The organism is Streptomyces sp. NPDC046925, from assembly GCF_040644915.1.
GTDB lineage: Bacteria > Actinomycetota > Actinomycetes > Streptomycetales > Streptomycetaceae > Streptomyces.
In genome coordinates this window covers 316,195-330,082 of the sequence record NZ_JBEYWZ010000008.1, presented here as the reverse complement: position 1 = coordinate 330,082, position 13,888 = coordinate 316,195, and the positions used below count along the sequence as shown (strand labels likewise).

Here is a 13,888-nt window from a genome sequence, read left to right as displayed (position 1 = left end):
GCCGCGCCCCCGGCGCGCTCTCTCCACCTGACCCAAAGCACCCCACGCACCTGGCGTGCGCCCGCTCCTGCGGGTCACGCTGGGTGCACATATCGGGGGGTTTGCCATGCGCGCCATGCTGGGCTTGAGGTGTGCGGTCGTGCTTTTCGCGGTGTCCGCCGGCGTGGCCGGCTGCCAGAAGTCCTCGGCGCCCGGATCGGAGACGCCGGACCGTAAGCCATCCTCTCCGGTGTCCCCGTCCGGGTACGGAGCCGTGTTCCTCGCCGTGGACGAGTGCAGTTCGCGGGGGCGCGAGACCTTCACGGAGGTGCCGTGCACGAGCGAGCGGGCGGCGGCGCGGGTCGTCGCGCGCTACGACGGCAAGGTCGCGGAGGGGCCCGCGTGCCCGGCCCGCACGGACTTCGTGCTCCACATCAGCGAGGGGCGGCCCGCGGGGGACGAGGACGGGGACGGGGCGGTTCCCCGCGGCTACGCGTGCATGCGCAATCTCGAACTGCCGCATCCCGGGGATCCCGGTGCCGGGGGCGGGCCCCGGACGGTCGTCGGGGACTGCGTGTACGGCGCGGGGCGCGGAGAGGTGCGGGAGACCGCCTGCGACGGGTCAGGCGCGAGGGCTCCGGAGTACCGGGTGACGGTGGCGGTGGCCTCGCGCGCCCAATGCCCTGCCGCCACCGAGCTGTACGTGTCGCTGGAGGGCCGGAAGCCGGTGGGGTGCGCGGTGCGGGTGTGAGCGGCAAACGCCGGGCGGGCTGAACCGAATCAGCCCGCCCGGCATGCGAGGTCGGCCCCGGCGGAACCGGTGATCGACGGTGCGGTCCCGGTTACGGGCGCAGGGTCAGCTGCTTCTGCTGGTCCTTGCGGTCGAGCTTCGCGTCGTACGGAGCCAGCGGCTTCGGGGACGACGAGGTGGAGACGCCGGCCCAGGCCTGGATGCGCTCCGTGGCCTTGGCCTTCTCCGCGGGGACGAGCCCGGCCACGTTCGCGCCGTGGTTGGCGCCCGGCGCGGTGAAGACGTAGGAGTCGTGCTTCGCGCCCCTGGCGGGGCGGAACGGCTCCGCGCCCCACGGGTCGTTCTCGCCGTAGACGTAGAGCATGCGCGTCGCGTTGTGCCGCACCCAGCGGTCCACGTCCGCCATCGCGCCGGACTTGAACTTCATCGGGATGTCACGCGGCACGAAGTTGCGCGGCGGCTGGTAGCCGTAGCGGCTCAGGTCGCCGAGCCAGGGCTGCGAGATGTCGGGCGAGCCCAGCTGCGTACCGGCCTGGTAGTAGTACGGCGTGTACGGGGTCAGGCCCTGGTCCGTGTAGGAGGTCCAGCCGCCCACCTGGTCGACGTAGTCGAAGATCGCCTGGTCGGAGGCGGACTTGGCGTCCGGCACGTCCGCGCACGCGGACTCCGGCTGGTACTGCCAGAAGCCCCACACCAGGTCGAGTACGACGGCTTCGTACGCCTTGTCCAGGTTGCCGACCGTCTTGAAGGTGTAGTTGCCCTCGGCGGCGAACGCGGCGTACTTCTTCTCCAGCGGCTCACGGCGCACCAGCGCCTCGCGCTGCACGGCCTCCAGCTTGGCGCGGCACTCCTTGGTGCCCACCGTCTTGAAGAACTCGTCGTAGCGCGAGTCCTCCTTGTTCACGACGTCGTTCGGGGCGACGTACGCGACGACGCCGTCCATGTCCTTCGGGTAGAAGCGCTCGTAGTACGTGGCGGTCATGCCGCCCTTCGAACCGCCGGTCGCCACCCACTTCTTGTCGTAGACGGGCTTGAGCGCCTTGAAGATGCGGTGCTGGTCGCTCGCGGCCTGCCAGATGTCGAGCTTGGACCAGTCGGCGGGCTCGGGGCGGGACGGCGTGAAGAAGCGGTACTCCATGGAGACCTGGTTGCCGTCGATGATCCGCGTCGGCTCACTGCGGCTGGGCGTCGTCGAGACGTTGTAGCCGCTGGTGAAGAAGGCCGTGGGGCGGGCGGTGTCCTTGTGCAGGACCGTCAGGCGCTGCTTGAAGGTGCCCTTGGAGGGGTGCCGGTGGTCGACCGGCTGGGTGTAGTTGAGGACGAAGTAGCGGTAGCCGGTGTACGGCTTCTCCTCGACCAGGCTCATGCCCGGTATCGCCAGGAGCCGGTCCTTGATGTCCGTGGCCTGCGGCTTCGCGGCGGTGGCCGCCCCTGCCGCACTCGCCGTGCCCGCGGTGCCTATGCCTATGAGCACCACTAGCGACAGCAGCCATCTGAGCGCCTTGCGCATGCACTCTCCCCTAAGTTCGCGATTGCGTCCGCCGGAACTTATCGGAGCAACTCGCTCACGCCTAGGGGCTCTTGCGTCACACTAGAACGCAGTACGTCTCAGTACGACACAAACTGGGCATCCGCCTCAGCACATGATCCAGCCCGAGCTGGTGCTTCCCCCGCCCACCTTCCCCTTCACCCACACGCACCGGTGGCCCGCGTGCACCGTCACCGGGCCCGCGTGATGCGTGTAGCTGCCCTTGTCCCTGGCCGGTCGGCTGCCGCGGGCCTGGACGCTGACCGACATCGTCTTGCGGGCGCCGGGGCGCTTGGCGACGGTGACGGCGCAGACGTAGCCGCGCTTCTTGTAGACGAGGACCTTGCCCGTGCTGAAGGAGAGGGTGCGCACCTTGTGCCCGGCACAGCGCCCGGCCTGCGCCTGTGCCTGCGCCGCACCGGCGCCCGCGACCCCGAGCAGGACGGCAGTCGCAAGGACGGCGGCGCCGAGCGCAAGGCTCCGCCGTATTCGACCACTGCTCACCAGATTCCCTCCCGACACTTCCGCATCAGCGTACTGATGTACGGACGCGGGCCACGGGGTCCCCGGTTGCGCGAGGACCCCGATTTGTTCGACGGGTCGACCAAGGTGTCCCGCGGACCGACCCGATGTGCCCCGCGGACTACGCGGCGGACGGCTCGGCCTCGCCCACGAACGTCCGCCACAGCGTCGCGTACCGCCCGTCGAGCGCGAGCAGTTCCTCGTGCGTGCCGTCCTCGGCGACCCGCCCGTGGTCCATCAGGATCACGCGGTCCGCACGGGCGGCGGTGGTGAGGCGGTGGGCGACGACGAGCGTGGTGCGCTTGCCCGCGATGCGGTCGGTGGCGAGGTTGACCTGGGCTTCCGTGGCGAGGTCGAGCGCGGCGGTCGCCTCGTCGAGGAGCAGGATGTCCGGGTCGACGAGCTCCGCGCGGGCCAGCGCGATCAGCTGGCGCTGGCCGGCGGAGAGGTTGCGGCCGCGCTCGGAGACCTCGTGGAGGTAGCCGCCGTCCAGGGTGGCGATCATGTCGTGCGCGCCGACCGCGCGGGCCGCGGCCTCCACCTGCGCGTCGGTGGCCTCGGGCCGCCCGTAGGCGATCGCGTCGCGCACCGTGCCCGCGAAGAGGTAGGCCTCCTGCGGCACGACACCGAGGCGGTGGCGGTACGAGGTGAGGTCCAGGGAGCGCAGATCGGTGCCGTCGACGGTGACGCGGCCGCCGGTCGGGTCGTAGAACCGGGCGACGAGCTTGACCAGGGTCGACTTGCCCGCGCCGGTCTCGCCGACGAAGGCGACGGTCTGGCCCGCGGGGATGCGCAGGCGTACGTCGCTCAGCGCCTCTTCCGGTTCGTCGTCGGAGCCGTAGGCGAAGTCGACGTCCTCGAAGGCGATCTCGCCGCGCAGGGACAGGACGTCAAGGGGTTCGTCGGCTGCCTCGGTCGAGGTCGGCTCCCGGAGCAGTTCCTGGATGCGGCCGAGCGAGACGGTGGCCTGCTGGTAGCCGTCGAAGACCTGGGAGAGCTGCTGGACGGGCGCGAAGAACAGGTCGATGTAGAGGAGGTAGGCGACCAGGGCGCCGGTGGTCAGCGTCCCTGCCTCCACGCGTCCCGCGCCGACCATCAGGACGGCCGCCGCGGCGACCGCCGAGAGCAGCTGCACGAACGGGAAGTAGATCGAGATCAGCCACTGTCCGCGGATGCGCGCGCTGCGGTAGGCGGCGCTTCCCTCGGTGAACTTCTCGCGGCCCGAGCGCTCGCGCCGGAAGGCCTGCACGATGCGCAGCCCGGCGACGGACTCCTGGAGGTCGGCGTTGACCACCGAGACGCGCTCACGGGCCAGTTCGTACGCCTTGACGCTGGAGCGGCGGAAGAAGAACGTGCCGATGATCAGCGGCGGCAGCGTCGCGAAGACGACGAGCGCGAGCTGCACGTCGATGACGACCAGGGCGACCATGATGCCGAAGAAGGTGACGACGGAGACGAACGCGGTGACCAGGCCCGTCTGCAGGAAGGTGGACAGGGCGTCCACGTCGGTCGTCATCCGGGTCATGATGCGCCCGGTCAACTCCCGCTCGTAGTAGTCGAGTCCGAGCCGCTGGAGCTGGGCGAAGATCTTGAGGCGGAGGGAGTAGAGCACCCGCTCGCCGGTCCGTCCGGTCATCCGCGTCTCGCCGATCTGCGCCGTCCACTGGACGAGCACGGCGAGCAGCGCGAGGCCGGACGCCGCCCACACCGCGCCGAGCGCGAGCTGCGATACGCCTTCGTCGATGCCGTGCCGGATCAGTACGGGGAGCAGCAGGCCCATGCCCGCGTCGATCGCGACCAGGAGCAGCGCCAGCAGCAGCGGCTTCCCGAACCCGGCGAGCAGGCGGCGCAGGCCGTACGACTCCTCCGGGGTGACCGCGCGGGCCTCGTCGATGCCGGGGGTGTCGGTGGCCGGGGGCAGCGCGTCGACCTGCGCAAGGAGTTCGGGTGTCGCGGGCATCCCGGACATCGCGGTGTCCTTGGGCTCCCGGTCCCCGACCCAGAGCTGCGGGGTGATGCCGCGCTCGGCGTCGAACTCGGCGTCGAGTTCTGCGCGTACGGAGGTGTCCTCGGGAATCTCGACCGGCACCGCGTGTCCCGGCGATACGCCACCGAGCTCTTCCGGGTCGGTCAGCAGGCGCCGGTAGAGCGCCGAGCCCTCGGTCAGCTCCTCGTGCGTGCCGATCGCGGCGAGCTTTCCGCCGTCGAGTACGGCGATGCGGTCGGCGAGGTTCAGGGTGGAGCGGCGGTGGGCGATGAGGAGGGTCGTGCGGCCCGCCATGACGCCGCGCAGGGCCTCGTGGATCTCGTGCTCGACGCGTGCGTCCACCGCCGATGTCGCGTCGTCGAGGACGAGGAGGCGGGGGTCGGTGAGGATGGCGCGAGCCAGGGCCACGCGCTGGCGCTGGCCGCCGGAGAGGGTGAGCCCGTGTTCGCCGACGGGGGTGTCGTACCCGTCGGGCAGGTCGGCTATGAAGCCGTCGGCCTGGGCGGCGCGGGCCGCGGCCTCGATCTCCTCCGGGGTGGCGTCCGGCTTTCCGTAGGCGATGTTGGCGCGGATGGTGTCGGAGAAGAGGAAGGAGTCCTCGGGCACGAGGCCTATCGCGGCCCGCAGCGAGTCGGCCGTCAGCTCGCGCACGTCGTGCCCGCCGATGAGGACGGCGCCGTGCGTCACGTCGTAGAAGCGGGGAAGCAGCAGCGAGACGGTGGACTTGCCGCTGCCGGACGTGCCGACGACGGCGAGGGTCTCGCCGGGCCTGATCTCGAAGGAGAGGCCGTCCAGGACGGGGCGGCTGTCCTCGTAGGCGAAGGAGACGTCGTCGAACTCGACGGTGGCCGGGGCGTCGGCGGGCAGCTCCTTGGTGCCCTCCTTGAGCGTCGGCTCGGTGTCGATGAGCTCGAGGACGCGCTCGGCGCCCGCGCGGGCCTGCTGGCCGACGGTGAGCACCATGGCGAGCATGCGGACGGGCCCGACGAGCTGGGCGAGATAGCTGGAGAAGGCGACGAACGTACCGAGCGTGATCTGTCCGCGCACCGCGAGCCAGCCGCCGAGCGCGAGCATCGCGACCTGCCCGAGCGCGGGCACGGCCTGGAGGGCGGGGGTGTACTTGGAGTTCAGGCGGATGGTGCGCAGGCGGCCCGCGAAGAGCTTGCGGCCGACCTCCCTGAGCTTCCCGGTCTCCTGCTCCTCCTGGCCGAACCCCTTCACGACGCGTACGCCGGAGACGGAGCCGTCCACGACTCCGGCCACGGCGGCGGCCTGGGCCTGCGCGTACCAGGTGGAGGGGTGCAGCTTGCTGCGGCTGCGCTTGGCGATGAACCAGAGGGCGGGGGCGACGGCGAGCGCGACGAGGGTGAGCGGCAGGGAGAGCCACGCCATGATCACGAGGGAGATCACGAAGAGCAGGATGTTGCCGATGGTCATCGGCAGCATGAAGAGCAGGCCCTGGATCAGCTGGAGGTCGCTGGTGGCGCGGCCGACGACCTGTCCGGTGGACAGCTCGTCCTGCCGGCGCCCGTCGAGCCTGGTGATCGTCCCGTACATCTCGGTGCGCAGGTCGTGCTGGACGTCGAGGGCGAGGCGGCCGCCGTAGTAGCGGCGGATGTAGGTGAAGACGTAGACGAGGACGGCGGCGCCGATGAGGGCGCCCGCCCAGGGGCCCATGGAGCGGGTCTTGTCGCCGATGACATCGTCGATGATCACCTTGGTGATGAGCGGTACGAGCGCCATGACGGCCATGCCGCCGAGCGAGGAGCCGAGCGCGAGCACGACGTCCTTCGGGTACCGCCACGCGTACCCGGTCAGCCGTTTCGCCCAGCCGGACTTCCCCGGCTCGACTCCGCCCCGTTGCTCCACCACGTGCTGCCTCCCGTCGACCTGACCTGCCGAGAGGCCCAACGCGGTGGGAGGACAATTTCATCCCACCGCAACAAAGACGGGCCGGAGGTCCTAGGACCACCCGGAGGTGGGTGGTCTCGAACATCCGGCCCCGTCGGAACCCGTCAGCTGCCGGGGACGGACACGAAGGCCTCCCGCGGCGTCACCGTCGGGGTGTAGCGGGCGGCCGCGGAGGTCCTGGGCGCCAGGTCCTTGTGGACGGCCTTGGCGACGCCCTGGATGGTGGCCACGCCGTAGTTCATGGTGCTGTTGCCGTGGGTGAGCACGGAGATCGTGTAGTCGTGGCCGCCGCCCTTGAACGCGCCGATGCTGTGCACGCGCCAGCCGTGGGTGGACCGCTGCAGCCAGCCGTTCTTGACGTGTATCGCGACGCCGGACGGCGCGCCCGCGGGGGTGCCCCAGCGCTGCGAGGAGACGACCTTGCCCATCAGTTTGAGGACGTAGGCGCGGGAGGCGTCGGTCAGGACGGTGTTCTTGCCGGTGAACAGGGCGAGGAGCTTCTGCTCGTCGGTGACGTTGATCCGGGTCAGGCCCCAGTAGCCGCCGGAGCCCGGCACGGTCTTCGTCATCTTGGCCGCCGTGAGGAAGCCCTTCACCTTGGTCACCCCGAGCTGGCGCCAGAGCGTGCTGGTGGCGTTGTTGTCGGACTTGGTGATCATGTCGGTGGCGAGGGTCTTCTCGCGGGACGTCAGCGCGCGGCCGGTCTTCTGGGCGTCCCACAGGAGCGTGGCGAGGACTGTCGCCTTGACGACGCTCGCCGAGTCGAACGAGGTGGTCGGGCGCAGGGTGCAGGTGGTGCCCGTGGTGCGGTCGTGGAGGCCGACCGCGACGGTGCCCTTGCGGTTCTTGAGCGCCGTCGTGATGTCCTTCTTGAGCTTGGCGGCCAGGCCGCTCTGCGCGGAGGTGCAGGTGACCTGCGGTGCCGCCGCGGCGGCCGCGGGCGTGGCGGTCGCGACCGCGCCGAGCGGCACGAGCACCCCGGCGGCGAGTCCCGCCGAGAGCACGCGGGCACGCCTGGATATCCCGGATACCGGGTGATTCATGGAGTCTTCCCATCCCCTTGGGTTCGTACGAGGCCCCCCGGGCCCGTACAAGCGCGCCCCCCGGCACACTCACCCCTCTTGACTCACCGGCACCAGTAGGAGGTTGCACAAATTTGGGAACAGATGACCGATCTGTAATACGCCGGTTGCCTGGCCGGTCGCAGAAAAGTCCCGGCGTCACACCGCGTGAAGCGTGTGACGCCGGGAGTTATCTACAGCTGGCGGGGCTCAGAGGTGCGTCGGCTCGAACATCCGCAGCACCGCCGGGAGCACCACCACGGAGGGTCCGGGGGCCGCGAGCGCCTTCGCGAGGTCGTCGCGGAGTGCCTCCGGAGTCGTACGGACGGCGGGCACCCCGAAGGACTCCGCGAGCGCGACGAAGTCGGGCCGCGAGAGCTCCGTGGCCGTGGGCTCGCCGAAGGCCTCGGACATGTACTCGCGGAGGATTCCGTATCCCCCGTCGTCCACGATCAGCCAGGTGACGGGCAGGTCGTGCTGCTTGGCGGAGGCCAGTTCCGCGATCGAGTACATCGCGCCGCCATCGCCCGAGACGGCGAGGACCGGCTTCGTCGGGTCGGCTGCCGCCGCGCCCAGGGCGGCCGGGAAGCCGTACCCGAGGCCGCCCGCGCCCTGCGCCGAGTGCATCGTGTTCGGGCGCCGCGCGTCGAAGGCGGACCAGGCCCAGTACGCCAGGATCGTCATGTCCCAGAAGGACGGCGCCGCGTCCGGCAGGGCCTCGCGCACCGAGGCGAGGACCTGCTGCTCCAGGGTGAGCTCCTGGGCGGCGATCCGCTCCTTGACCTTGGCCAGGACCGTCCGGACCCGCTCCGGGGCCGTGGGGTCCTCGCGGGGCGCGTCGATCGTCTCCAGGAGCGCGGAGAGCGCGAGGCGGGCGTCCGCGTGGATGCCGAGCGCCGGGTGGTTGGACTCCAGCTTCCCGGCGTCCGCCTCGATCTGGATGACCCGGCCGCGCGGCTTGAACGTGTGGTAGTTCGAGGAGAGCTCGCCGAGCCCGGAACCGATCACAAGGAGGACGTCCGCGTCCTCCAGGAAGTCCGTGGTGTACCGGTCCTCCAGCCACGACTGGAGGGACAGCGGGTGCTCCCAGGGGAAGGCGCCCTTGCCGCCGAAGGTCGTGACGACGGGCGCGTTCACCAGCTCGGCGAGCGCGAGCAGCTTGCCGGAGGCGTCCGAGCGCACGACTCCGCCGCCCGCGATGATCGCCGGGCGCTCGGCACGGGACAGCAGGTCGGCCGCCACCGCGGTCAGCTCGGGGCGCGGGACGACCTCGTCCGGGGTGGCGTCCATGGCCGTGACGACGGGCAGGGTCGTCTCCGCGAGCAGGACGTCCTGCGGGATCTCCACCCACACGGGGCCGTGCGGGGCGGTGAGCGCCGACTCCCAGGCCGCGGCGATCGCGGAGGGGATCTGCGAGGCCGTACGGACCGTGTGGACGGACTTCACGATGTCGCGGAAGGACGCCTGCTGGTCGCGCAGCTCGTGGAGGTAGCCGTGCCGGCCGCCGCCGAGGCCCGCCACCGGGATCTGGCTGCCGATCGCGAGCACGGGCGAGGAACCGGCCGCCGCCTCCTGGAGCGCGGCCAGCGAGGTCAGCGCGCCGGGGCCGGTGGAGAGCAGCAGGGGGGCCACCTCACCGGTGATCCGGCCGTACGCGTCGGCCGCGAAGCCCGTGTTGTTCTCGACGCGCAGGCCCACGTACGACAGGGACGAGCGCCGCAGGGCGTCGAACATGCCGAGCGCGTGCTGGCCGGGGAGGCCGAAGACGGTCGTCGCGCCGAGGCCCTGGAGGGTCTCCACGACGAGATCGCCGCCGTTGCGCCCCGGGGGCGGGCTCAGGGCCGCGTCCCGCTGTGCGTCCGTGGGCCGCAGTACTACGTCGTGGTCGTGCGTCACTTGGCCGCGCTCCCCTCGGTGGTCCGGGCCTCCGCGATCTGGCGGGACATGATCGTCGTCAGCTCGTACGCGGTGTGCGAGGCGGCGACGGCCGTGATCTCCGCGTGGTCGTAGGCGGGGGCGACCTCGACGACGTCGGCCGAGACGAGGTTGCAGGAGGAGAGCCCCCGCAGGATCTCCAGGAGCTCGCGCGACGTCATGCCACCCGCCTCCGGGGTGCCCGTGCCGGGCGCGTGGGCCGGGTCCAGGCAGTCGATGTCGATGGAGATGTACAGCGGACGGTCGCCGATGCGCTGGCGCAGCTGGTCGGCGACCTCGTCGGCGCCGCGGCGGTAGACGTCCGCCGAGGTGACGATGCCGAAGCCCATCTTCTCGTCGTCCGTGAGGTCCTGCTTGCCGTAGAGCGGGCCGCGGGTGCCGACGTGGGAGAGCGCCTCGGTGTCGAGGATGCCCTCCTCGACGGCCCGGCGGAACGGCGTGCCGTGGGTGTACTCCGCGCCGAAGTACGTGTCCCAGGTGTCCAGGTGCGCGTCGAAGTGGAGCAGGGCGACCGGGCCGTGCTTCTTGGCGACCGAGCGCAGCAGCGGCAGGGCGATCGTGTGGTCGCCGCCGAGCGTCATCATGCGGGCGCCGGAGCCGAGGAGGTCGTCGGCGGCGGCCTCGATGGTCTCCACCGCTTCGTTGATGTTGAACGGGTTCGCGGCTATGTCGCCCGCGTCCGCCACCTGGGCGAGCGCGAAGGGCGAGGCGTCCTGCGCGGGGTTGTACGGACGCAGGAGGCGCGAGGCCTCACGGATCGCGTTGCCGCCGAAGCGGGCGCCGGGGCGGTACGAGACACCGGTGTCGAAGGGCACGCCGACCACGGCGACGTCCGTCTTGCCGCCGACCTCGTCGAGGCGGGGCAGCCGGGCGTAGGTCGCCGGGCCCGCGTACCGGGGGATGCGGGAGGAGTCGACCGGGCCGCGGGGGGTCGGGGTCTCGGCGGTGCTCATGGTCGGTTTCCTCCTGCTGGTACGAGTGCTGCTGTGGTGCTGGGACAAGTGTCGCGCGGCCCACCGACAGTGGGCCGCGCGCAGGACTAGACGGCCACCGGTGATTCCGGTTCCGCTTCTTGGGAGCCCCGGCCCGCGAGCCGTTCGCGCCAGGCCGCGAGGATCGAGGCGTCGGTGGGCTTCGTGGCGAGGGAGACGACGACGTACACGGCCAGGGAGATCAGCAGGCCGTAGTAGATGGGCTCGTTGGCGAGGATTCCGTAGCCCCACATGAGCCCGATGACGGAGAGGCCACCGGCGGCGACGGCCGCGAGCGCGCCTTCGGCGGTGCCGCGCTTCCACAGCAGCCCGCCGAGGATCGGCACGAGAAGACCGGCGACGAGGAGGTTGTAGGCGACGGTGAGCGCCTGCACGACGTCGTTCAGGGCGATGGCGATGAGGACGACGGCGACGCCCATGATCAGGATGAAGAGGCGGTTGCCCTTCACCTCGTCGTGCGGTTCGTCGCCCGCTCCGTCGGTCTTCACGACCCCGCGAAGACGCGACCAGATGTCGTTGTTGGCGACGGTCGCGCACGCGATGAGCGCTCCGGAGGAGGTGGACATCACGGCGGCGAGCGCCGCGGCGAGCACGAGGCCCCGTACGCCCATGGGCAGTTCGTCCTTGACGATGGTCGCGAAGGCCGCGTCCGCGCTGGGCAGCTTCGGGTACATGACCTTGGCGGCCGTGCCGATGACGGCGCCCGCGATCGCGTAGACGAGACAGTAGGTACCGGCGACGGTGCCGCCGTAGCGGGCGACCTTGTCGCTGCGCGCGGTGAAGACGCGCTGCCAGATGTCCTGCCCGATGAGCATGCCGAACGTGTAGATCAGGACGTACGTGAAGATCGTCTCGCCGCCGATGCCCAGCGGGTCGAAGTACTCGGTGGGCAGCTTGGCCTTCATCTCGCTGAAGCCGCCGGCCTTGACGACCGCGATGGGCAGCAGCAGGAGCAGCACGCCGATGGTCTTCACCACGAACTGCACCATGTCGGTGAGCGTGATGGACCACATGCCGCCGAGCGTCGAGTAGGCGACGACGATCGAGCCGCCGAGGATGATCGCGATCGTGCGGTTCATGTCGAACAGGACGTCGAAGATCGTGGCGTACGCGATGGTCGAGGTAACCGCGAGCATCAGCGTGTACGCCCACATGACGACTCCGGAGATGACGCCCGCCCGTCCGCCGTAGCGCAGGTCGAGCATCTCGGAGACGGTGTAGACCTTCAGGCGTGCGATGCGCGCCGAGAAGAAGACGCTCAGCGCGAGCAGGCCGAGGCCGATCGTGAAGACCATCCAGGCGCCGGAGAGGCCGTATTGGTAGCCCAGGCCGACGCCGCCGATGGTGGACGCGCCGCCGAGGACGATGGCGGCCATCGTCCCGGAGTACATCCACGGTCCGAGGCGGCGTCCGGCGACCAGGAACTCACTCTTGGACTTGGCGCGGCGCATGCCCCACCAGCCCATGGCGAGCATGCCGGCGAGATAGACGACGATCACTGTGTAGTCGACGGCCATAGGGCCCTCCTTCGCGCACCTCGGTGGCGTGTCGTGCAGATGGGGGTGAGGGGGGGGTGGCAACCGGCCGTGGGGACATCCGCCCGTACCCGCGGCCTGGGGTCGGCACGACCTTAGGTGGCCGGAAAGCAACGCTGAAGTGTACGTTTCATCCACTTCCCGTGATCGACATGGATGGAACATCCACCGTGCAGGACCCTGCCGCCCCCGCAGCGCCTCCCCCGACCCCGCCGGTCCCGCTCACCGCGCTGCTCGGCCGGGACGATCTGGGCCTGCGCCAGATCGCGGGACCCGACGCCGGGGAGAGCGGTGCGGCCGTCCAGTGGGTGCACACCTCGGAGATGGCGGACCCCTACCCGTACCTCCTGGGCGGCGAGCTGCTCCTGACCGCGGGCGTGCACATCACCGACCCGGTGGGAGCGGGCGTCTATCTGGACGACTACGTGGCGCGGATCGTCGAGGCGGGCGGCGCGGCCCTGGGCTTCGGTGTGGCGCCCGTGCACGACACGGTGCCGCGCGCCCTGGTCACGGCCTGCGACCACCACGGCCTGCCCCTCCTTGAGGTGCCGCCGCGCACGACGTTCAGCGGGGTCGCCCGCGCGGTGTGGCAGCTGGTGGCGGAGGCCAGGCACGCCGAGCTGCGCCGGGTGACGGAGGCCCAGCAGGGCCTCGCCACGGCCGCCGCGCGCCCCGATCCCGTACCGGCGGTGCTGCGCCAGCTCGCGGCGCGGCTGAGCGGCTGGGCTGTGCTCTACGCACCGGACGGCACGGTGCTCCACACGGCGGGGACGGCTCAGGGAGCGGGGGTGCGGCAGGCGGTGCACGACCTCTCCGGAGTCGTACGTCCCGCGGGGCGGCCCGGCCCCGCCCCGGCATCGGCGACCGACTCCCTCGGCGGCACCCGGCTCACCGCGTACGCGCTCGGCGGCGGGCAGGGGTTCGCGCTCGGGGTCGCCACCGAACAGCGCGAGCCGGGGGACCACACCATCACCGGGGTCGCCGTCGTACTGCTCTCGCTCCTGACCGGCAAGCACCAGGGGGCCGCCGACTCCGTGCGCTCGGCGGCGCTCGTGCGGCTGCTCCTGGGCTCGGCGGCGGGCGATGTCGCGCCTCTCCTGGGGGGCGAGGAGTGGACCGTGGTGCACGCGCGCGGGGATGCCGGCAACGACCCGGTGGCCCACTCCGTGGCCGCGTCCGCGCTGGCCGCGGCGCTGGGCAGCGGCCTGGTCGACACGGACCCGGAGCGGGATCTCGTACGGCTTCTGCTCCCCGCCGATCGCGAGGTCACCGGGCAGCCGGGCTGGACCCTCGGCGTCTCGGCCCCCGCCGCCCCCGGCGACCTGCCCGCGGCCGACGCGCAGGCGGACCGCGCCCTGCGCCGCGCCGAGGCCACCCACGCGCCCCTCGTCCGGCACCGCGAGGCGGGCATCGCCGCCCTGGTCGCGCCCGCCGAGGCGACCGCCCACGCGCGCGTGCTGCTCGCCCCGCTCGGCGGCAGCACGGCACTCACCGAAACCCTGCGCACCTGGCTCTCCCTGCACGGCAACTGGGACCGCACGGCGACGGCGCTCGGCGTCCACCGCAACACGGTCAGGCAGCGCATCACGCGGTGCGGGGCGCTGCTGGGCGCGGACCTGGACGACCCCGACGTCCGCATGGAGCTGTGGTTCGCGCTGGGCCGGACCCCGTAGGAGAAGCACCCCCG

9 protein-coding genes are annotated in these 13,888 nt (G+C 71.5%); 2 read left to right on the top strand and 7 right to left on the bottom strand.

Annotated features, from left to right (window positions below; translation table 11 throughout):
- Positions 1–106 precede the first annotated feature (106 nt).
- Positions 107–730: a hypothetical protein gene (locus ABZ906_RS30105; protein ID WP_361186343.1), complete on the top strand. Its 624-nt coding sequence runs from the start codon at positions 107–109 to the stop codon at positions 728–730.
- Between the two features lie 91 nt (positions 731–821).
- Here ABZ906_RS30105 and ABZ906_RS30100 read toward each other — a convergent pair whose 3' ends face one another.
- The 7 genes from ABZ906_RS30100 to ABZ906_RS30070 form a co-directional block, all read right to left on the bottom strand.
- Positions 822–2,240 (bottom strand): S28 family serine protease, encoded by a 1,419-nt coding sequence (locus ABZ906_RS30100; RefSeq protein WP_361186346.1) that lies wholly within the window; start codon positions 2,238–2,240, stop codon positions 822–824.
- A 126-nt stretch (positions 2,241–2,366) separates the two neighbouring features.
- Positions 2,367–2,762, bottom strand: coding sequence for a hypothetical protein (locus ABZ906_RS30095; RefSeq protein ID WP_361186348.1), 396 nt, complete (start codon positions 2,760–2,762; stop codon positions 2,367–2,369).
- Positions 2,763–2,901: 139 nt separating this feature from the next.
- Positions 2,902–6,639: an ABC transporter ATP-binding protein gene (locus ABZ906_RS30090; RefSeq protein WP_361387944.1), complete on the bottom strand. Its 3,738-nt coding sequence runs from the start codon at positions 6,637–6,639 to the stop codon at positions 2,902–2,904.
- A 143-nt stretch (positions 6,640–6,782) separates the two neighbouring features.
- A complete protein-coding gene (locus ABZ906_RS30085) occupies positions 6,783–7,721 on the bottom strand; it encodes a serine hydrolase (protein ID WP_361387941.1) in 939 nt (312 codons plus the stop codon).
- 228 nt (positions 7,722–7,949) lie between these two features.
- Positions 7,950–9,635, bottom strand: a complete 1,686-nt coding sequence (locus ABZ906_RS30080; protein WP_361387938.1) for a thiamine pyrophosphate-binding protein — start codon at positions 9,633–9,635, stop codon at positions 7,950–7,952.
- Positions 9,632–10,627, bottom strand: a complete 996-nt coding sequence (speB, locus tag ABZ906_RS30075; RefSeq protein WP_361387935.1) for an agmatinase — start codon at positions 10,625–10,627, stop codon at positions 9,632–9,634. The genes ABZ906_RS30080 and speB overlap by 4 nt, the downstream gene beginning before the upstream one ends.
- A gap of 86 nt (positions 10,628–10,713) precedes the next feature.
- Positions 10,714–12,183, bottom strand: a complete 1,470-nt coding sequence (locus ABZ906_RS30070) for a sodium:solute symporter (RefSeq protein ID WP_361186360.1) — start codon at positions 12,181–12,183, stop codon at positions 10,714–10,716.
- A gap of 170 nt (positions 12,184–12,353) precedes the next feature.
- Between ABZ906_RS30070 and ABZ906_RS30065 the strand changes: the two genes are divergently transcribed.
- Complete coding sequence (locus ABZ906_RS30065) at positions 12,354–13,874, top strand: PucR family transcriptional regulator (RefSeq protein ID WP_361387932.1); 1,521 nt, start codon at positions 12,354–12,356, stop codon at positions 13,872–13,874.
- Positions 13,875–13,888: the final 14 nt, after the last annotated feature.